Below are 21550 nucleotides of genomic sequence, written 5' to 3' on the forward strand. Positions count from 1 at the left end.
CTGCATGTCGATAGAGATAATTCTCGCTATGATTTGAGTAAGATTGCCGTCTTTTACATTAGAATAATTCTAAAATGAGGAATTGTAAATAGCACATCGCACAAATAGGCTTATTCAATAAAAATAACTCGGCCATTCCTAACTACCATACTTGTATGGTAGTATGGTAGTGAAAGGAGCGATGAAGCCGATGCCAATCGGACCGACACCCGCCGCGTCCGCGAGAGACTTCGTCTACGCGAAGCTCAAGAGCCAGATTCTAAGCCTGGAGCTTCCTCCCGGCACCGCCCTGTCCGAGAAAGAATCGTCGCTTGCTTTTCAAGTGAGCCGCACTCCGGTTCGGGAGAGCTTCGTGCGCCTCGCTCAGGAAGGGCTCGTTCAGGTGCTTCCGCAGCGAGGAACCTACGTCTCTCTCATCGACCCCGAGCTGGTCGAGGAAGCCCGCTTCATGCGCGAGCAGTTGGAGAAGGCGGTCGTCCGCCTCGCCTGCGCGAGCTTCCCGGGCGACAAGCTGGAGGAGCTTCGCGCGAACCTCAAGGAGCAGCGCTCCAGCATGGAGCGGCAGGACGACAAGCGGCTGTTCGAGCTCGACGAAAGCTACCACCGCACTCTGTTCGAAGGCTGCCGCAAGCTCAACACTTGGTCCGTCATTCAGCAGATGAACGCTCATCTGAACCGAACCCGCCTGCTGAGGCTGGTCTCGGATCATCAATGGAACCATCTGTACGAACAGCATGAGAGAATCGTCAATGCGATCGAAGCTCAAGACGCCGATCTGGCGGAAAGCACGATGCAGGAGCATCTGCTGTTAAGCGTGAAGGACATGGTCGTCCTGAGAGAGAAGTTCCCGCAGTATTTCCTATAAGGGGGAAAAGTCGACATGAGGATGGGTTTTCGCTGGTTCGGAACGGGGAACGACACCGTAAGCTTAGGCCAGATTCGCCAGATTCCGGGCGTCGAGACGATCGTCTGGTCGCTTCATGACGTCCCGGCCGGGGAAGAATGGCCGATGGACAAGATCCTTGCGCTGCGCGACGAAGTGCAAGCCGCAGGGTTCAACATCGACGTCGTAGAGAGCGTCAACGTTCATGAGGATATCAAGCTCGGGCTTCCGAGCCGAGACCGTTATATCGAGAACTACAAGCGAACCATCGAGAAGCTGGGCCAGGTCGGCGTCAAAGTCATCTGCTACAACTTCATGCCGATCTTCGATTGGCTTCGGACGGACTTGCACAAAGAGATGGAAGACGGCTCGACCGCCCTTTTCTACGAGAAAGCCCGCATCGAGAACCTCGATCCGTTCGACCTTGTCGCCCAGATCAACGAGAATTCGGCGCTGACGATGCCCGGGTGGGAACCGGAGCGCCTGGCGCACCTGACTTCCTTGTTCGAAGCCTATCGAGGCGTAACGGAAGAGAATCTGTGGGAGAATCTGCGTTACTTCCTGAACGAGATCATACCGGTCGCCGCCCGCCACGACATCAAGATGGCCATCCACCCGGACGATCCGCCTTGGTCCATCTTCGGGCTTCCCCGGATCATGACGAGCCAAGAGAACTTCCGCCGCTTCCTTAAGCTGCACGACAGTCCCTATAACGGCATTACGCTGTGCAGCGGCTCGCTCGGGGCGAACCCGGACAACGACATCGTCTCCATGATTCGCGAATTCGCGGACCGGATTCCCTTCGCGCATATCCGCAACGTCCGCCGGTACGAGAACGGAGACTTCATCGAATCCTCCCACCGGACGCAGGACGGAAGCGTCGACATCGCGGGCATCGTCAGAGCCTACCACGATGTCGGCTTCGCGGGCTATGCAAGGCCCGACCACGGCCGCCATCTGTGGGGAGAGGAATGCCGTCCCGGCTACGGCCTGTACGATCGCGCGCTCGGCATTATGTATCTGTGGGGCTTATGGGATGCGGCTGAGCACGGAGCCCGACGGGACGATCAGAATAACGGAAAGAAGGTAACTCCATGAGCGGACTTCCTCTTCATTCTTCCTTAAGCGGCAAAGTCGTCGTCATTACCGGAGGCTCCGGCGTGCTGTGCCGGGCAATGGCCCTGGAGCTGGCCCGCCAAGGCGCTAAGGTCGCGATCCTGAATCGAACGTTGGAGAAAGGGGAGGCGGTCGTCCGCGAGATTAGCGAGAAAAGCGGAACCGCGGTCGCCGTCGCCTGCGACGTCACGGACGCATCGAGCGTGCGCGAAGCGGAACGGGTCGTCCGCGAGAAGCTGGGACCCTGCGACATTCTGCTGAACGGCGCCGGCGGCAACCATCCGAGCGCCAATACGACGAACGAGACCTTCAAGCCGGAAGATCTGGAACAGGAAGGCGTGACGACCTTCTTCGACCTCAGCATTCCGGGCTTCCGGAATGTGCTCGACCTGAACTTCATGGGGACGACGATCCCGACCCAGGTCTTCGCCCGTTCGATGACCGAACGCGGAGGCGGCGTCGTTCTGAACGTCTCCTCGATGAGCTCCTACAGCCCGATGACCAAGGTGCCCGCTTACGGCGCGGCCAAAGCCGCAATCAATAACTTCACGCAATGGATGGCCGTCCATCTGGCCGAATCGAACATTCGCGTGAACGCGATCGCCCCCGGCTTCTTCGAGACGGAACAGAACCGCACTCTGCTGCGCAGCCCGGACGGCAGCCTGACCGCTCGTTCGAACAAGATCCTGACGCATACTCCGATGCGCAGATTCGGAGTTCCGGAGGATCTGCTCGGCACGGTGCTCTGGCTGTTGGACAACGATACGTCCGGCTTCGTAACCGGCGCCGTTATTCCCGTCGACGGCGGATTCATGGCTTACTCCGGCGTATAAGGCTTTAACAAGAAAGAGAGAGAGTACCCCGTTGGACGGAGTTCTCTCTCTCTTTCTTATTCCTAATGGGCTCGCTCTCCTTATCGAAGAAGATAAACCGCAAGCAAGCCCAAGATTTCCTTCAGCGCCGTTCCGGTCGTCGCGACTGCATCGGCGCTCGGAGTCAGCTTGCTCAGCGCGAAGCGCGAATCCGCGTCCACTCGGTAATCGACCGGATAAGGCTGCACGTCGTAACCGGCGTGCTTGAATTCCTGCACCGATCGAGGCAGATGAAAAGCGGACGTGATGAGAATCGGTTGAGACAAATCGTGCTCCTTCAGAAGGGCCGCTACGTATTCGGCATTCTGTTCCGTATTAAGCGATCGGTTCTCGACCAGGATCTTCCCATCCTCGATCCCCAGGGCCAGGAGCTGACGGCGGGCAATGTCCGCCTCGTTGCCGCTGTCGGAGTACACTTGGCCGCCGGACAGAAGGATCGGCAGACCGGTTGCCCGGTGCAGCCTCGCGGCGGCGAGCAGCCGATTCGCCGCGCCCCCGGACAGATTGCCCTCCCCGCCGAGGTCAGGCGTCGTTCGCGTGGCGCCTCCTCCCAGCACGACGATCACGTCCCCCGTCGGCTGGGCCGGCTGATCGTAGGTCCGTTCCAGCATGCCGAGCAGCGCATTGCCTACCAGCGTCGTCGAACACAAGTAGAACAGGAGCGTCAGGAACGCAAGCGCCAAGGCTGCTTTGCGCTCCCTTCGCCACAGCCAGATTGCCAGCAGAAGGAACAGAATCAGGAAGATGCCGGGAGGAAGCAAGAAGCTATAGACGAACTTGATCAGATAGACCATCCGTTCTTCCCCTTTCGATCCGTTCCAGCAGGCAGGAACTCTTTTCCGGCTATTGTATCATGAGAAAACCCTATCGTCCGATCGTCGAAAAAAAATAGTGCACCTGAACCGATTGACAGCGAATAAGCGCGATGGTAGTATATTGGAAATCATTCATGTCAGTAAATGTAACATGAACCTGCATTCTCTTGTATAAGTCCGCTAATACGGCGCGGGCGTATCTACAGGCAACCGATAATTGCCCCAGGCTACAAGAGGCGCTCCGCTCAGAGAACGCTCTTCGATCGAGCTCCTAGTCGCATCATTGGACGGGGCCGGTCGGTATGCGGCCCTGCCGGCGCCTCTTCCCTCGGGGTTATTTGGCCTACCTATCAGAGTCCTCAAGGAGTGAGTCACGATGTCCAAAAACTACGCTCAGCTCGACCTGTCCATTCGCAACGCAAGAAGCGTGCGAATCCTGAAGACGCCATCGACCGCCTATGATTTCAAGCTGTATCCGTTCGGGGAAAGGGGAACGTACATCGCCCCCGAGCTTATGGCGGAGATCGCGGACAGCTTGGCCGAGAGTATTCAGCTGCATTTTCCCGACTACGATTATATCGTCTCTCCCGAGCCGGGGGGCCACACTTGGGGGATGCTCGCCGCCTATAAGCTCGGCAAGCCGATGAATATCCTCCGGCTGAGCACGGAGCTCTACGAGGAATACGAGGTTCGCATGAAGCGCGAGACGGCCTACAACGAGAACTACCTTTACTTCGACGGCTTCAAGAGGAGCGACCGCGTCCTCCTTCTGGACGACGTGATCAGCTCGGGGGCGACCATTCGGGGCATTGCCGCTCAGTTCGCGGAGATGGGCGTGGAGCTGATCGGCATTCAGGCCATCATCGCCAAAGGGGAGCACTACCGCAAGCTGGAGTCGGACCTGGGAATCCCGGTGCGCTGCCTGACATATGTGTAATGAAATCTAACGTCATCGAGAGGAGAGTAGGAGCATGGCATTCTATTATGAGCAGCCTTCCCGTACGTTTAACGAGTACCTGCTGGTGCCCGGCCTGACAACGAAAAATTGCATTCCGGATAACGTCTCGCTTCGCACGCCGGTCACGAAGTTCAAGAAGGGCGAGGAGCCGGCTCTGACGATGAACCTGCCGGTCGCTTCCGCGATCATGCAGGCCGTCTCGGATGCGAACCTCGCGATCGCGCTGGCGAAGTGCGGGGGCATCTCGTTTATCTTCGGCTCCCAGTCGATCGAGGACCAAGCCGAGATGGTCCGCCGGGTCAAGAAGTTCAAGGCCGGCTTCGTCATGAGCGACTCCAACCTGAAGCCGGAGGATACGCTGAAGGACGTGCTTGCGCTCAAAGCCCGTACCGGCCATTCCACGATCGCCGTCACCGAGGACGGGCGGCCGAGCGGCAAGCTGATGGGCATCGTCACGAGCCGGGATTATCGGGAGAGCCGCACTCCCCTCTCCTCCCCGGTATCGGAATTCATGACTCCGCTCTCCTCTCTAATCTACGCGGAAGAGGGCATCACGCTCTCCGAAGCGAACGACATGATCTGGGAGCATAAGCTGAACAGCCTGCCCGTCGTCGATAAGAGCGGCAACCTTCTCTATCTGGTGTTCCGCAAGGACTACGACAGCCAGAAGGAGTACCCGATGGAGCTGCACGACGAGAATAAGCAGCTCATTACCGGCGCCGGCATCAATACGAGGGATTACGCGCAGCGGGTCCCGGCTCTCCTCGAAGCGGGAGCGGACATTCTGTGCATCGATTCTTCGGACGGCTACTCCGAATGGCAGGCGGAGACGATTCGCTTCGTGAAGGAGATTTACGGGGAGAAAGCCAAGATCGGCGCCGGCAACGTCGTAGACCGAGAGGGCTTCCTGTACCTGGCGGAAGCCGGGGCGGACTTCGTCAAGGTCGGCATCGGCGGCGGCTCCATCTGCATCACCCGCGAGCAGAAAGGAATCGGCCGCGGTCAGGCCTCCGCCGTCATCGAGGTCGCCGCAGCGAGACAGGAATACTACGAGAAGACCGGCATTTACGTGCCGATCTGCTCGGACGGCGGCATCGTTCACGATTACCACGTCACGCTGGCGCTCGCCATGGGAGCCGACTTCGTCATGCTGGGACGGTATTTCGCCCGCTTCGACGAGGCGCCGGGACGCAAGCTGCTCGTGAACGGCAACTTCGTGAAGGAATATTGGGGAGAAGGCTCAAGCCGCGCCCGCAACTGGCAGCGCTACGACTTCGGCGGCGAGACCAAGAAGGCTAAGCTGGAGTTCGAGGAAGGAGTCGATTCCTTCATCCCTTACGCCGGCAGGCTCAAGGATAACCTGGATATCACCGTCAGCAAGATCAAGTCCACGATGTGCAACTGCGGCGCGCTTACGATCAAGGAACTGCAGGACAAAGCGAAGATTACGCTCGTCTCCTCGACCAGCATCGTCGAGGGCGGCGCGCACGACGTTATTCTGAAGGAGCAGGAAAGGTCCAACTGACCGCTATCGAATAATCCTTCGAATGGGGACAACGGATCCTAAACAAGAAAGAGCGGCATAGGGATAGGCTCCCTAATGCCGCTCTTTCCTTATTTCGAGCTATATTCGGGCTATGTTTGCCTCGTGCTAGGAATGGAATTAGCCAAGAGATTATTGGATGATTCGTCTTGCCACGTACGCAAGGTCGCCGATGTCGATCTTGTTGTCTCCGTTCACATCCGCGAGCTTGGCAGCCGGCCAGTCGGCGTCTGCGTTCGTCTTGCCGTAATAATAAGCGACGATAGCAAGGTCTCCCACATCGGTCTTGCCATCCTGATTCAAGTCCGAGGAGCTTTCTTTGATCGCCGAGGCCTTGAAGGTATCGATTGCGCCAAGAAGAGCCGTTACGGCGCCGTCGACCTGAGCCTGCGTCGAGCCGGAATTGTCGTGTACCGCCTTAGCCGCTTGAATAGCGTCTCCGAGGGCATTCTTGGCTGCCTGCGGATATTGACCCGCCGTCGTTCCTACTACTGCCGCGTCGTATAATCGTTGAGCTTCGGCAAGGGCCGCCGCCAAGGCTGCCTTATCGACTACGGCATCATTATTGCCGATAAGGATGCTCTTGCTGCTTGCCGCTGCGCGAATGACGGTTCCCGCGGGAGCCACGCCCAGCAGATCCTGGCTCACGGCAATCGTTCCGGCCGTGTCCCGAATGCCGGATTTCGCTTTAAAGGCCAGTTTCAGCACCGGGGTGCTTGGCCCGGATACTCCTCCTAGATGGGCGACGAGAAGCCTTACCGTTCCGGCCTCGGCCTTGTCTTCCGCAACGATCTGAATCGCATCGCTCGCGCCGGTCGCCGAAACGTAGTCGAACGCGTCCTTGTCATAGGTCAGAACGATATCCTGCGCGTGGACGCTTTGCTGCAGGTTATTCAGGCTTATCTCCGCCGTAAAGCCGCTTCCGGGCTTCACGCTTGCGGGGACGGAGAGCTGCGCCGCGGGCGCTTGCGCCTCCGGCCAAACCGGATCCGTCGCCGAGCTGCTCGTGGTCAGATAGATCCTGTCGATGGCGAGCCCGTCTTCCCTGCCCCAGAAGTTCAATTCGTGCACGCCCGCCGTCACGTTCAGCGTCGTGCCGCCGAACATGCCGCCGCTGTTGCTGCTGATGTTGGCCCACTTGTATTGACCGCCGCTTACCCCCTCGATCCCGTTGGCCGTAAACTTATACGCATTGTCCAATCCGACGTGAACGGAATCCGAATCGTAGCCCGCCGTCTTGACAAGGATCCATACGTTGTACGTTCCCGAAGCCGGGAAGTTGATTTTGTAGCTTAGCTTCGAGTTGGCGGCTAGGGATGCGGCATCCGTCGCCGTCGCCGCAAATCCCGTGTTCGGCCCGAACAGCATCGCTTGGGTGGACTGGCCGTCGACAAGGGACCACTCGTGGCCGCTTATGCTTCCCGTTACGTAAGCATCGGCCGTGTTCCCCGCTGCCGTCTCCGCTTCAATGGCGACATGCTCGGAAGGATCGACGTTTGCTCCGGCCAGCTTGTCGCCGATCTGGAAATCGTCGAAATCGACATAGCCGCCCGTCGACGTCGTCGCGTAATGAAATAAAGCGAAACGATAGCCCATAAAATGAGGCAGCGTATACGACATCTGAAGCGTATTGCCGATCGAAGCCCAATGCTCTCCGTCCAGACTGTAATAGAAGTTGGCCTTGTCCGTCCGGTTCTTAAAATCCAATTCCGTTCTTAAGTAGACATTATTCTGGGCGAGAGGGACGCTGGCGACTTCGACGGCCGAGCCCGAGCTGCCGTTCACCATAACGATCGATTTCGCCGCGCCCGACATCTTCACGCCGACGAATCCATAATTTTTCTGGAAGGCCGCGATCCCCGCATAGTCTCCGTCTTTCATCCCGCTGACGTCGATCGAGATCGTTCCCGAACTTTCCGGTCCGAAGGTTCTCTGCGTAAGCGTATTCCTGGCATCGAGAATGGAGGAGCTGGTTCTTCCCGCGGTCAGCCTGAGATACCCCGGCCGTTCGGTAAGGGACCAGTAGCGATTGTCCGGATTATGATTCCACTGCCATACCAAGCCGAGATTGGAGCCGTTATCGTCGTTCTCTCCGTTGGCGGCTTCCGTATGGTACGCCCAGACCTGCTTCGTTCTCTGATCGAAGCTGTCGGACGACACATAAGCTCTTGACAGGTCGGCAGGGATGCCGGTGTCGTTGACATCCCCGAACACGGGCCATCCGTCCTCGCTCCATGTCACCGGCATGACGTAAGGAATGCGGCCTACCGAGCCGTAATCCTGGAACAGCATTCCGTACCATTGGCCGTCCGCCGATTCGACGATTCCGCCCTGCGCAACGCCGGCGCCGTTCGTGCTGCTTCCCGATCTTAAGGCCACTCTTCCCTCATAGGGGCCGTCTATGGCGTTGGCCCGGTGCACCAGCTCCGTCCGTATGCCCCCCGAAGGCCAAGAGATGTTGAAAATATAATAGGTGCCGTCGATCTTGTGAATGTGCGAGCCTTCCGCCGGGAGGCCGCCGGATCCGCCGGGAGCGCTGGCATTCTCGATGATCGTCTTGTTCATCCCTCCCGCCTTGATCGCCGTGGCGTCCGAGGTTAGCTCGATGACCTTGATGGCTCCGCCGCCGTAGACCAGATAGACCCGGCCGTCGTCATCGAACAGCAGAGACATATCGTGGTAGACTCCGCCGGCCAGCTCGTACTTCTCCCAGGGTCCTTTCTCGATGTCGCTCGTTTGGAAGATATACGTTTTGCCGATATCGTTGGACGCGAACGCGACATAGTACTTGCCGTTATGATACCGCAGGCTGCTTGCCCAAGAGCCTTTCCCGTAGATGTCCTGCCCGTTCGACAGGGTTTGTTTATCGGTGTCCGCGAGAATATCGTACACGTAATTGACGATCTCCCAATTGACGAGATCCTTGGACTTCATAATCGGAACTCCGGGATTCATGTGCATGGTCGTGCTGGTCATATAATACGTATCGTTTACCCGGATGACGTCGACATCCGGCACGTCCGCCCAAAGTATCGGGTTTTTGGCGAAGCTTATCGGCTGCGAAACCATTTCGGCATAGTAAGTCGTGACGCTTTTCCCCTTTAGCACCGTTTGAATCGAACCTCCATTGACGGACGTCTCGCCTAAATCGGCTATATTCTCGTTTGATGAAGTGCGATAGACCTTATACGAACCGATCGCTTTATTCTTCATTTCGAAACGAATGGCCGCATCGTTGTCCGTATCGTTAATAGCCGTTATGACCAGCTTGCCGTTGGCAGGATCTTTATACGCTGTCGTATAGATTCCCTTCGCCGGCATCGCGTCCGCATTCACCCTCTTATAGCCCGGCCTGACAAATCGGCTGTATTGTCCGAGGGCGTACAATCTCTTATTCAAATCATAGCTTATGATGGAACCGTTGTCATCCAGATGGAACGTAACCAGAGCGCCTTTATCTCCGACGGGATCGACGCTGTCCTTGGTCGTATTCCAGAGCCACCAATAGTTAAAAGCATTCGCCTCCGCCACCGTCATGTCCATATGGATCATCTTAGCCCAATACAGTCCATCGTCGATGCCCGGATCGTTCGGATCCCCCGCGGATGCTTCCGTCACCCACAATCTCTTGTTATAAAGCTTCGTTTGGGGGAGCCGCTGCGCTCCAAGGTTCGGATCCTGCGGGTTGACGGCATACTGATGCACGCCGACGATATCGACTCGATCCCTGCTCTCCTCATCGTTCAAGGTCGGCAGCGCCAACTCCTCGCTGAAATTCAATCCCTCCGGCATGATAAGCTTCGCCGTCACTCCTTTTCGCGCAAAGGTAGGTTTAAGATAGTCTTTGATGAAGAGGTGAAAATCGTCGGCCGACCAACTGCTGGATTCATAATCCGGCGCCCAATTCGGTTCGTTCTGGATCGAGACGGCCGAGATATCGATTCCTTTATTGGCCTTGAATCCGGTCACGTAATCCGCAAGATAATCGGCATATGCCTGATAGCTGTCCGGCCGGAGCTTGCCTCCGACTTCTCCGTGGGTTCCCGTATTGCCGGTCTTCATGAACGGCGGCGGCGTCCACGGAGTCGTAAAAAATCGGTTGACTTTGTAATCCGATTTAAGTTTGTTGAACAGCCAGGTCGTCCCGTTAATGTCCCAATGGTTCCAATTCCAGGTTCCCGTTTCCGACAGAAGATCATAGGGAAGCCTATTCCGTACCATGCTGAGTCCCGCTCCGTCCGTCGTGCCGAACAGCGCGTTCAGAACCGTTCTCTGGGTCTGGCTTGGCAAATTCTGGACGATTCCGGTCGACCAAGCGTTCGAAGCTCCGAAGCCGTCGATCTCCTGTTTCTCGTCCTTGTAATCGATCGTGACGACAGGAACCTCCGCGGCCTTGGCCTCCTTCTTAACCCAAGGGGTAACAGACGGCATCAGAAGAGTTAAGCAAAGCGAGATTCGCATGGCCGCCTGATATCGTTTACTACCTATTCCCACGATAACACTCCCTTCCGGAAAGAACGAATGGGAGAACAGCGTCTCCCATTCGTCATCCTTGGCAGATCCGTTATTTAAGAATCTTGGTCGCTACGTACGCAAGGTCGCTGATATCGATCTTGTTGTCGCCGTTCACGTCCGCGAACTTGACCGTCGGCCAGTCGGCGTCGGCGATCGTCTTGCCGTAATAATAAGCGACGATGGCAAGGTCTCCTACGTTGATGCTTCCGTCGTGGTTCAGGTCTGCAGACGGCTCTATAACCACGGCTGCCGTGAAGTCATTGATCGCGCCGTTAAGGGCGGTCACCGCGCTGTCGACCTCGGACTGCGTCGCGCCCGAATTGCCGTTGACGGCCTTGGCTGCGTTAATGGCCGTTCCGAAGGCATCCTTGGCCGCTTGCGGATATTGACCGGCTGCCGAGCCTACCACCGCGGAGTCGTAAAGCTCCTGTGCCGCGGCAATGGCTGCCGTCAAGGCGGACTTATCGACAACCGGCTCATTGGAGCCTACCGAGATGCTCTTGCTGCTCAATGCGGCGTCGATAACCGTTCCCTCCGGAGCCACGCCGAGCTTCGACTCGGTAACGGCAATCGTGCCCGACGTATTCTGAACCCCCGCCTTCGCCTTGAAGGTGAGATTCAGAACCGGAGTGCTGTCTCCCGTTACCCCTCCGATATAGACGGCAATAAGTCTAATAGCGCCGGGAGCAGAAGTGTCTTCCGTTACGATCTGAATATTCTCGTTCGCCCCTGCCGCCGCCGCGTTCACGTATTCGAACACGTCGGCATCATAGGACAGGGAGATGTCGTGAGCGTACACTCGTTGCGCCAAGTGATCCAAGCTGACGGACACGGCAAAGCTTCCCCCCGGCTTCACGCTGCCGACCGTCGACAGGGATGCGGTCGGCACATCCGCTTGAACGGGAGTGACCGTTACCGCGCTTGTCGCCGTCCAGCCGCCATCCGCAGTCGTCGCCGTAATAACGGCGTTGCCTGCCGCGATGGCATGAACGGTCACGCTTGTCGTTCCGGTCGCGGAATCATAGGTTTCGCCGGTTACCGTGGCGACCTTCGAGTCGCTGGATGCGAAGGTTACGGCTTTGTTGGCGGCATTCTCGGGAGCAACGGTTGCCGTAAGCGTTCCCGTCGCGCCTGCCTCCAAGCTTAACTCGCTCTTGTCAAGCGTGACTCCCGTAACGCTCACCGCCGGTGACGGCCAGACCGGATCCGTGGTCGCGCTGCCCGTGGTTAAATAAATCCTGTCGATGGCAAGCCCGTCTTCCCTTCCCCAGAAGTTCAATTCATGCACGCCCGCCGTCACGTTCAGCGTCGTTCCGCCGAAGATGCCGCCGCTGGAGCCGCTGATGTTCGCCCATTTGTATTGGCCGGTGCTGACGCCTTCGATCCCGTTAGCCGTGAATTTATAGACATTATCCAAGCCGACGTGTACGGAATCCGAATCGTAGCCCAACGTCTTGACGAGGATCCAGACGTTGTAGGTTCCCGAAGCCGGGAAGTTGATTTTATAGCCAAGTTTAGGATAAGTAGCGAGGGAAGCCGCATCCGTAGCCGAAGCCGCGAATCCCGTGTTAGGACCGAAATACATCGCTTGGGTGGTCAAGCCGTCGACAACGGACCACGAATGGTCGTTGATGGTGCCCGTCGCGTAGGCATCGGCCGTGTTCCCCGCCGCCGTCTCCGCTTCGATGGCCACGAAAGCGGGAGTATTGACCGTCACGGCAATCTGCGCGGTGACCGCCTCGCCCAGTCCTCCGCGGTAGCTGACGACGACCGTAGTCGTTCCGCTGGATTTAGCCGTGATCGTGCCGTTCGACACGTCCGCGACAGCCGGACTCGGATTGCTGTAGGACGCCTTGGCCGTTACGTCTTCGGTGTGTCCATCCATATATTCGGCCGTTACTTTGAACTTGGCCGTCTTGCCGGAATCCAAGGTAACGGAGCCGCCGTTATCTACGGTAATCTTCTTCGCCGTGAGCTCGCTGTTCAGGTCTTTGACAAGAAGATGAACCGTATCCGTTACTCCGCCGTAGCTGATCCCGATGCTGGCCGAGCCGTAGCCCGTTCCGGTCACAACGCCTCCGCTAACGCTAACGATGCCGCTTGGCGCAGGCGTTGCGACAGCCTGGGCGGTTACGTCCTCGGTGGCGCCGTCGGCGTATACGGCCGTGACCGTCAGATTGGCCGTGTTGGTTCCGGGAACGATATCGATCTTCTGCTTATCGATAGAAGCGTTGATCGCGGCAAGCTCATGCTCGGCGCTCGCCGGCGCGAACTGCCAATAATCGATCTTGAAGAGATTGTCGGCCGAAGCGCCCCGGTAGACCAGATAGAGATCGTGGATCCCCGTCGCGCCTTGGACGCCCGTCGTTTTGGACTGCCAGCTGGAAGCTCCGCCGGTACTCGAGATCGGAAGCGTGCCGATCAGCTTGCCGTCGGCGCTGTCCAGATGCAGTTCGATCGTTCCTCCGCTAGACGCGCTCGCCACGCTGGCCGTGAAGGTTCCGGCTCCCGCGTCGCCGAAATCGACTTGGGATACGGCCGTCCAATCCCCGTCGTTGATGCCGGTCACGTCCAGGTTAACGCTGGAGACCATGCCTCCGGGTTCGGAGTTCTTCTCGGTGGAGATTCCCCCGTTCCAGCCGATCGTCTCGGCTTCGACCCTCGAATACGGATCAAGGGTTTGCACTTGCGGCACGCCTGCATAATCGCCGACGATGTTCTGGATGACTCCGTTCGCATCGAAGCTGACCTTGTTGATGTGCGCGTTGCGATAGCCGTGCGGCTGTCCGCCCATCTGCGGCATCGTCCCGCTCTCCGCCATGGCTTTGGCGAGGGTCTGGGCGTGGTAAGTGATATACCATTCCCCGTTGAATTCGAAGATGGAGTGGTGGTTATTGCCTCCTACCCCGAAGAAAGTCGCGGGGTTGGGCAGAATGGTCTTGACGTAGGTGAACGGTCCCATCGGGTTGTCGCTTACCATGTAAGCGATCGTTCCCGTCGGGATATCGGCAGGGTGGCCGCCGGAGAAGTTCGTGCAATAGGAGTAATAATATTTGCCGTTGTATTTGTGGATTCCGGAATCCTCGAACAGCCACGGCGGATTGATAGGCTTAACCGCGCCATCGCTGGCCGCCAGATCCAAGCTGGTCATATCCGCGCCAAGCTTGGCTACGCGCGCCGTTCCCGGATCCGCATCCTTCCCCGTCGGAACCCCTCCGCCGAAGTAGAGATACCCGCTTCCATCGTCGTCGACCAGCACCGCGGGGTCGAACAGCCAGGTCACGTTGCTGGCGCCCGGCGTGCTTCGGTTGACCAGCGCCTTGCCGATCGGATCCGTGAAAGGTCCGATCGGGCTGTCGGCGGTCAGAACTCCGATTCCGTTCGCGCTATCCGCGAAATAGAGGAAGAACTTCTCCTTGCCGTCGATCGTTTTATGAGCGGCGGCCGGCGCCCAGGAATTCGTCGCCCACTTGGCCGCTCCCCCCGATCCGGCCGCCAGAATCTCCCCGTGATCGGTCCAGTTCACCATGTCGGAGGACGAGACAACCGTTATTTTATTGATCAGGCCGTATCCGTTATCTTTGACCGTTCCATCCGCATTGTACTCGAAGACATCGTTCGTCATGTAAACGTAGACCCTGCCGTCATATACCATCGCATAAGGATCGGCGCCGAACTTCTGGGTAAACAGGGGATTGGCATTGCCCGGCGTCTTGGCGAGCGCCGGAGTCAGCGCGGACGTCGCCGCCTTGACCTGTGCCGCCGCAGGGCTTAATGCAAATGCAAGGGCGATAGCGATCGTAAGCGCCAGCATTCTTCTCCATATCCTCATTAATAATCCTCCATCATTGTTTATTTTCGTCCCTATCAATAAACCGCTTACATTTTAGTTCCTTACGATTCTATAAAGGATATCCCCCTCCTTTCCGTCTCTTCTCTTCTATTGGAGCAGCCGATAGACGATAACGGCGGCTTCCGCCCTTGTTGCCGTATCCTTAGGCTTAATCCTCCCATTGTAGCCTTGGATGATTCCCTTCTTGACGAGCAGGGCCAGAGGGCTTACGGCATAAGAGGCTACGTCGCCGGAATCCTTAAACCCGCTTAAATCCGACGCCGGCTCATCCTTCCATTTTCCCGCGGCTCTCAAAGCTCTTTCCGCCGTCACCATCATATCCTGCCTGGTCATGCTCGACCTTGGCTCGAACTTGTTGCCGCCATTGCCTAGAGCGATTCCTAGCTTTCTGGCGATCCCAACCTCTTGATAGTAGTAGTCGGACGGTCTTACATCGTCGAAGTTGCCGTCTACCTTCGCATCCAATTGGAAGGCTCGAACGAGCAGGCCGACGAAATCCGCCCTGGAGATATTTCGGGCCGGGCTGAAGGAGGAAGCCGATGTTCCTTTGATGATTCCGAGAGCCGCAAGAGCCTCGATCTCTGTCCGGGCCCACTCGTATCCCGCCAAATCCTCGAAGGTTCCATAATGGTAGATAGCCGCTTTCAGATCGGAATCAAGCGCTTTCACGTCTGCCAGCTTGATATTCGCATTTCCTTCCTTTTTCCTTTTGAAGGTGAGGATGCTCAACACGGCGTCCCCTTGCTCCCCCGCCTTCTTCCCGATTTTCGTATAGGCTATCGTCGCCTTGCCTTTATCCACCTTCGGGGGGATAAAATAGCCCTCTAATTTCGATTCCGCCTTCGCCAGCTCTACGATATCGGGATCGAAGATGATCACCGCCTCGTAGGCATAAAGGTCTTGCATGTTCTTGCCGTTGAGCGTAAACTCCAGCGCGCCGTCCGGCGAGGAGCTTGCCTTGCTGTTGGCCAGAGTGAATTGAGCTCTCTCTTGCGCATACCCCGCAGAGGGAAGGCAAGCAGCCATCAAGGTTATTAAAATCAACATGGCAAGTAGCGTTCTCCCTCTTCTCATAACCGTTCGTTATCACTCCTATCCTGTGAAATGTACATTCATCATAGGGGCTCGAAGCTTTAGCTTGAATGGAATTATTTATCTCAAAATTAGAGATTTTTATTAATATAAGGGTGTCGCCAAGCCTCGACCGCAAAGAGGGATAAGATACGACAGGATCGCTCTTTAGTCGACCAAGCGCAAAAAAAATCCTTCGGCTGCTTGAGCCAAAGGATTTCTTGATCTTGTATTATCCGAACTCTCCGTTACTAAACCCTCGCATGCTGCGATACGGTAAACCGGAACAGGAAGATTCCTAGAATCACGTAGACGGCAGGCGTGATAAGAGAAGAGAGAGACATGCCGGTGAATGGGAACAAATAAACGAAAGCGTACGCCCACAGCGCATAAGGCGTATATTTTACGTTGGTCGAAACCAACGTCGCCCAGACTCCCAGCAAGAAGGCAAGATAAGCGAGAGAATAGAGCGGGATCGTGTGGAAAATAATGTTGAGCGCATGGTACGAGGAATAGGGAAGAATTTCGTAAAGCAAGTGTCTAATAAACATAACCCCCAATCCGCCAAGAAGCAGCTGCAGCTCAAAGGCGCGAACCAACGAGAACCATTTGATGGATTCGAACCACTCCCGAAGCGAATCAAGCACGTTTGCGAATTTTTCCATGATCATGACCTCCATTTATTATTGATGGCAACTTAGAAATCGGAATCCAGGTCAAAGCCAAGGTCCTCGATGTACCACTTGTCGCCGACTTTGATCAGATCGAACGAATCTTCCTGAGGATCGTTCTTCTCTCCATTTTCTTTGGTCTGGATCATATAGTCGACGGACGCTCTGTTGCCGGAAATCTCCGATCGAAGAATCTTATACTTCACGATCTTCAAGTCGCTTTCCTTCATCTGCTGCTCGATCATCTCTTTAAAGTAATCCAGTGCTTCGCCGGAAGGGCGTTCATCGAGAGGAACGTACTTCATGATCGCCTTGATGTCATGCTTGCCTGCTGCTTTGATAAAGCCCTTCACTGCCGCTTCGGGAGAAGACTGCGATCCTCCGCCTCCGCCGATCATCTGAAGCAAGGCGATGATTAGGGCGATCGCAACGGCGACGCCTCCGAAGATCATCGCTTTGCGGTATTCCTTCTTAACCGGAGAAGAGGCCACGGTTACCGTAGGATAAGAACCCGCTTGAGGCGCCGGCGCGGCTTGCGGCGTATAGGTCGCATGGGTCTCCGTATCGGCCGCGGTTGCCGGGGCAGCCGAAGGGGCAACAGGTACTGCCGCGGGCTCCGCCGCAACCGATTTGCCGCAATGGCCGCAGAACTTCGATTGTTCCTCCAAGGCATTGCCGCAATGTCTGCAAAACATCATTCCCATTCGTTCCTTCCTGGTTTAGGATTGTTCTTTGGTCTCGATCAATTGATTCACTCGCAGCACGCCATCCATCAGGACGATCTTGTAAACGGCCTTGAAGCTCTTGGTCTTAACGCTTCCGTCCTGGTAATAGATATCGTAGGTTTCGCTGGTCGAAGCCTGATAGCTGCCGTCGTCCAAGGTTTGCACTTGATCCACGTTAGCGCTCAGCAATTGCTCCGTGATTCCTTTGCCCTTGAGGTAATCGATATAACTGGACGATTCCTTATAGGATGGGCCGGCTTCGTCTATCATCCCGGATACGAGCGAGAAGTCCCGGGAGTTGATCGCCTCGACGGAGGAGCTGAGGTATTGGAGGAGGAAAGCTCCCACCTCGCTCGAGTTCCAATCGACGGAAGCCGACGAAGCTCCTGCGGTTGACTTAAAGAGCTTCGGGTTCTGCTCCGGCACGTCCTTGATGCGATCGCTCATCTCGAAGCCGTCGTAGAACGTCTGGATCGAGTCAACGAGCCAAGCCTTCGCCGTCTCGTCGTAGACTAGAACGACGTCCTGCCCTTGCCCGTCTTCGTAAAGCTCCTGGGGAGGCAAGTCTCCGACCCGGTATTGTCCGGACAGGAAGCGAGCGATCAGGGTCAGCGATGCCATCCATTGCCCATCTTCGGACTTCTGGAGCCGGAACGAGTCCAGGTCGTATTGCGCCCCCGTATACTTCCACATCGCGATGTAATCGGACTGGCCCATATAACCGATCGAGCTCTGCAGCTCGGCTCGCAGCTTAGCTGTTCCTGTCGTCAGCTTCGAACTGTCCTTGGAGGTCAAGCCATCCAGCCATTCTGTCTCGTATTGAGCGACCCTTTCTATTAATGCTTTCTGCAAATCTTCGGAGTCGGCCAGATTCAGTTCGACGGAGGTGCTGGCAATGGCCATCTCATTCGAACGGATGGTTCCCCACGGGAACTCGGCTTCAACCGACAAGTTCATGGAGCCGTCGGTCGTCACCGGCCCGAAGGACGTCGTCTCGAACGGATTCAATCCCGTGTCCTGCCCGTTGATCAGCAGCTTGCCTTGCAGCCCGCTTTGCTCCAATCCCGTAAGGACTTCGACTCGCTCCGCTTGCAGATCGAGCGAAGCCTCGTACTGCTTGTTGCCGTACCAGATCTCCGCTTCCTGCTTCGCGGAGAGATCGACGAATCCGGTCGCCATCTTGGCTTCCAGGTCATAGAGTCCCGGAAGATAAGGTCCGAATTCCTTGTGCTCGTTCTCGCGGGTCGTCTTGAAGACCTCCTGCCCGTCGATAAACAGCGAGACATCCTTGTAATTCGAACCTAAGCGAATGAACACAGGCTCGACCACAAGCTTGTATTCCTGGAAAAGAACATATTTCTTCGACTTCTCGAGACGAATGACGGCCTCGTCGTTCGAATAATCGTCATCATCGTTATCTAAACGGAAGCTTTGCTTGCGAAGCTCGCTCATCAGCTCATGAGCGGCGCTTGGATAGGCATCCAGATAAGCCAGGAAACCGCGGGTCTTGTCGGCATCCAGCTTCAATTGAGCGTTCTCGGAGGTTAACAGGCTTGCCAGCGCGGCGCCATCTTTCTTATCCAGCGCCTTCTCCAGCTTGTCCAATACGCGCCCCTCGGAAAGACGATATTGTTCGAATTTATAGCCCCCGGCCAATAGGAGGATTACGAGTAACGCGGCGGATGCGATAAGGATCCACTTCCGGCTCAAGCGGCGAGAACGGATCGGGCTTGCATGAACCAATGGTTCTGCCGCAGCCGCCGTCTGCGACTCAGCGGTTGCCGCTTGCCGCTCTACCGTCGCCGCTGCTTGAGGAACTGCCGGGGCGGCTTGCGGCACTGTCCGGTCAGCCGATGCTGCCGTTGGCGTTGCTGCGGCTTCGGGCGCTATCGCAGCTGCCGATGCGGGATTCTCAGATGGCGTTGCGGGATCCTCAGATGGCGTTGCGGGCTTCGGCTTGGCTTCAATCTTTGTTCCGCATTCTTTGCAGAAACGGACCTCTTCCTTGAGTTGAATTCCACAGTTCCTGCAAAATTGCATCCTGCACTTCCACTCCAATATTTAAATATTTTGTACAAATTGTAATATAATCCAAAGCTTGCAAACAGGTAATTATTACTATTTGACCTTAAAGATTATTTAAAAATCTACTCTTTACGACTTTTTCGCCTCTTTCGAATCAGTAGAATCGCGACTATAGTCCCACCCACGAGAACCGTGTTTAACGAGATGAAAAAAAGCAGCGGCTTGTTCCGCTCGGACGGACGGCTCCAATGGTAGCTCGTTTCATTCCCTTGGGCATCGCGAACGACAAGGTTCAGCTCCTTGCCAATGCCGTCTATGCGGAAATACCCGTTGTCATCCGGCTTATATTCTTTGCCGCCGACTAGAATGACGGCCCCCTTCTCCGTCATGCCGCTGGCATAATGCCCGATCAGCCGTTTGTGAGTAGATTGAGGCTGAATCATCGTGAGAAGCGGCGGGGTAAAATCGACAAGATAACGATGCGAGAAGGATTGATAAGAACCGCCCGGGTCGGTAAGAAGCACTTCAATCAGATGATCGCCTTCCGACAGAGGAAGCGTGATCGGAAAGCCTGCCGCCTCATTTGTTGCTTTTGCTTCTCCCGCGTAAAGAATGTTCTTCCCATCCAGAACCTGCACGAGCGCATCCGCTTGCAGATTAAGCGTAACCGCCACTTCCCGCGAGTTGGTCGCTTCCTGTTCGATGCTCCAAGTCGCCGTATCCTTGCTCCAATCCCGATTCGCTACCCGGAATTCGGGAATGTCCGCCGGCAAGGTCATCGTTCCGTCGGCGAAAACGAGCTGAAGGCGGCCCGTGTACTTCCCGTCCGCGGGCAGCTTCACAGGCAGACGATACGTCACGATTCCGGAGCTTTCGTCGTCGCTTACGACGAGCAAATCCGCTTGCTCCGTCGCAGTCGTAAAGGCCGATGCGGCGCCGCCCCTCCATTGGGCGGATACTTGGCTCCAGAGCAGCCCTGACGGCGCGGTGAAGTCGATATCCGCCGAGCCTCCGCGCGGCGTTATCTTCGTCACTTCGATCCCCGAATACGAGATTCCTCTGCGCACGACTACCTTCACCTTCGGATCGATGGCCTGCCCGTCGGGCGTTGCGTTATCCGCCAAGGCGGTCAGTTGGTATTCGCCGTCCGGAATGCCGTTAGGCAAGGGGATCGAAGCCGCCCCGGCGGATAGATAGGCTTCGCCGATCGGCATGCGCTGCCAGCCGTTGGACGACTGCAAGTAGAAGGCAATCCGGTCTTCCGCGCTCCAATCTCCCGCTGCCGACCATTGCACGTCCAGGCTTTGGCCGGCAATCGTCACTTCTCGGTTCTTCGGCGACTTCCAGTCCGTCACCGGCTTGCGCAGCGAATGCTCGACGGACACGGAATAATCCTGTGACGGACCGGCAATATGGACCTTGTATTCGCCTGCAGGCGCTTCATTAATTAGCCAGGAACGGCCGTTATCAGGCTCGAAATACAGAACCTTGGAAGCGTCGTAATTGTCATGCTTGTAGAGCGTTCCGTCCGGCATCTCAAGATCGACCTCAAAAGCGCCGTCAAGCGCCGACACCACGACCTGCACATTGTTCTCCTTCTGTCCCAGCGTGATCTTATCGATCTTGTTCACGTTCTCCGCGTAAGCGGAAGACAGCGGGTGCAGCAAGGTCCATGCGGCGGCCAGCATCAGGACGGGAATCCAACGAAATGTTCTCATGCGATCAACCTTCCAGGGCCGTCATCTCTATTGCTTGGATGCCCATTCGTTAAAATAATAGAGTGCTTCTTTATCGTAAGGCTCCGCCTTGATCGAGCTCCGATATTCGATCTCCCGGAGCAAATCGGCCATATGCCCGTTCGTCATCCAGCTTCTCGGAAGCTGCGCGATCATGCCCTGGCGGGTCGCCTCTCGCTTATGGATGTTGATGAGCAGGGTGAAACGGTCGTAGTACTCGATCGCCGCAGGCTCGGTGAATTCCGGCAACCTGGCCCTGATCCGGTCGAAAGTCTGCTGCTTGCGATATAATTTCTTGTGAGCGGAAGAGTAACGGGACAAATCCTTGGCGATGTCCACGAAAAGATATCGAATATCCGTCCAGAGGAGCTTAGGCGCAACGTCCGGGCTCGTATTGTGGTAGAGATTCAACGTGATTCCTTCTTCGTCCACGATCATCCATTCGATCTCTTCGCCTCGCTGCGCTTGACGCGTCAATGACGACGTCCTCGAACGCGACCTCCAGAGAACGATCCCCCCGACAACTAGGCCTGCCGTAACGGCAAGCTCGCGAATCCACCCGATCGCGGCGGCAACTCTCTCATTCTCCGTTCCCAAGGCAAATGCTAAGACCAGGTAGAGGAGGAACATGGCTAACGGAATCAGGATAACCAGCAAGCATCCGAACAGGGAGTTCCCCTTATGCCCCGTCTTATGGCCACCGATCATGGAATGGTATCTTGCGAACTCCCACTCGCTCGCGCTGCACCTGTACGCCTTCCGCATGT

14 protein-coding genes, 1 pseudogene and 1 riboswitch are annotated in these 21550 nt (G+C 56.5%); of the genes and pseudogenes, 5 read left to right on the forward strand and 10 right to left on the reverse strand.

Features of this window, described 5'->3' with window-relative positions; genetic code table 11:
• Positions 1–190: 190 nt before the first annotated feature.
• Genes ELR57_RS24220 through ELR57_RS24230 form a run of 3 tightly spaced genes read left to right on the forward strand, consistent with a single transcriptional unit; the run spans position 191 to position 2832 of the window.
• Positions 191–865 carry a GntR family transcriptional regulator gene (locus tag ELR57_RS24220; protein WP_126961869.1) on the forward strand — a complete coding sequence of 225 codons (675 nt, stop codon included), beginning with the start codon at positions 191–193 and terminating at the stop codon, positions 863–865.
• A 15-nt stretch (positions 866–880) separates the two neighbouring features.
• Positions 881–1981, forward strand: coding sequence for a mannonate dehydratase (gene uxuA, locus ELR57_RS24225; RefSeq protein ID WP_126961871.1), 1101 nt, complete (start codon positions 881–883; stop codon positions 1979–1981).
• Complete coding sequence (locus ELR57_RS24230) at positions 1978–2832, forward strand: SDR family oxidoreductase (protein ID WP_126961873.1); 855 nt, start codon at positions 1978–1980, stop codon at positions 2830–2832. Before uxuA ends, ELR57_RS24230 begins: the two co-directional genes overlap by 4 nt.
• Positions 2833–2912: 80 nt before the next feature.
• Here the strand turns inward: ELR57_RS24230 and ELR57_RS24235 are convergent, their stop codons facing one another.
• On the reverse strand, positions 2913–3665 hold the full coding sequence (locus ELR57_RS24235) for a YdcF family protein (RefSeq protein WP_126961875.1): 753 nt from the start codon (positions 3663–3665) through the stop codon (positions 2913–2915).
• A gap of 168 nt (positions 3666–3833) precedes the next feature.
• Positions 3834–3936: riboswitch (purine riboswitch) on the forward strand.
• A gap of 126 nt (positions 3937–4062) precedes the next feature.
• On the opposite strand from ELR57_RS24235, the gene ELR57_RS24240 reads away from it, so the two are divergent.
• Together ELR57_RS24240 and ELR57_RS24245 are read left to right on the forward strand one after the other, a co-directional pair.
• Positions 4063–4623 carry a phosphoribosyltransferase gene (locus ELR57_RS24240; RefSeq protein ID WP_126961877.1) on the forward strand — a complete coding sequence of 187 codons (561 nt, stop codon included), beginning with the start codon at positions 4063–4065 and terminating at the stop codon, positions 4621–4623.
• 34 nt (positions 4624–4657) lie between these two features.
• A complete protein-coding gene (locus tag ELR57_RS24245) occupies positions 4658–6169 on the forward strand; it encodes an IMP dehydrogenase (RefSeq protein WP_126961878.1) in 1512 nt (503 codons plus the stop codon).
• Positions 6170–6319: 150 nt separating this feature from the next.
• Here ELR57_RS24245 and ELR57_RS28690 read toward each other — a convergent pair whose 3' ends face one another.
• From ELR57_RS28690 to ELR57_RS24285, 9 genes and pseudogenes are all read right to left on the reverse strand, one after another.
• Entirely contained in the window at positions 6320–10681 is a 4362-nt protein-coding gene (locus ELR57_RS28690; RefSeq protein WP_126961879.1) for a family 43 glycosylhydrolase, read from the reverse strand.
• A gap of 70 nt (positions 10682–10751) precedes the next feature.
• A complete protein-coding gene (locus tag ELR57_RS28550) occupies positions 10752–14534 on the reverse strand; it encodes a carbohydrate-binding protein (protein WP_126961881.1) in 3783 nt (1260 codons plus the stop codon).
• 108 nt (positions 14535–14642) lie between these two features.
• Complete coding sequence (locus tag ELR57_RS24260; protein ID WP_158630149.1) at positions 14643–15602, reverse strand: S-layer homology domain-containing protein; 960 nt, start codon at positions 15600–15602, stop codon at positions 14643–14645.
• 275 nt (positions 15603–15877) lie between these two features.
• A complete protein-coding gene (locus ELR57_RS24265) occupies positions 15878–16291 on the reverse strand; it encodes a hypothetical protein (RefSeq protein WP_126961885.1) in 414 nt (137 codons plus the stop codon).
• Positions 16292–16323: 32 nt separating this feature from the next.
• Positions 16324–17001: a DUF4878 domain-containing protein gene (locus ELR57_RS24270; protein ID WP_126961887.1), complete on the reverse strand. Its 678-nt coding sequence runs from the start codon at positions 16999–17001 to the stop codon at positions 16324–16326.
• Between the two features lie 15 nt (positions 17002–17016).
• Positions 17017–18861 carry a zinc ribbon domain-containing protein gene (locus ELR57_RS24275; protein ID WP_158630150.1) on the reverse strand — a complete coding sequence of 615 codons (1845 nt, stop codon included), beginning with the start codon at positions 18859–18861 and terminating at the stop codon, positions 17017–17019.
• 132 nt (positions 18862–18993) lie between these two features.
• A pseudogene (locus ELR57_RS28695) lies at positions 18994–19062 on the reverse strand (zinc-ribbon domain-containing protein); the annotation flags it as partial.
• 107 nt (positions 19063–19169) lie between these two features.
• The gene (locus ELR57_RS24280; RefSeq protein WP_126961891.1) at positions 19170–20765 is read right to left on the reverse strand and encodes a hypothetical protein; all 1596 of its coding nucleotides are present in this window, start codon (positions 20763–20765) and stop codon (positions 19170–19172) included.
• Between the two features lie 27 nt (positions 20766–20792).
• The gene (locus tag ELR57_RS24285; RefSeq protein ID WP_126961893.1) at positions 20793–21548 is read right to left on the reverse strand and encodes a SoxR reducing system RseC family protein; all 756 of its coding nucleotides are present in this window, start codon (positions 21546–21548) and stop codon (positions 20793–20795) included.
• Positions 21549–21550: the final 2 nt, after the last annotated feature.

Origin of the sequence: Cohnella sp. AR92 (assembly GCF_003990975.1) — a bacterium.
GTDB lineage: Bacteria > Bacillota > Bacilli > Paenibacillales > Paenibacillaceae > Cohnella.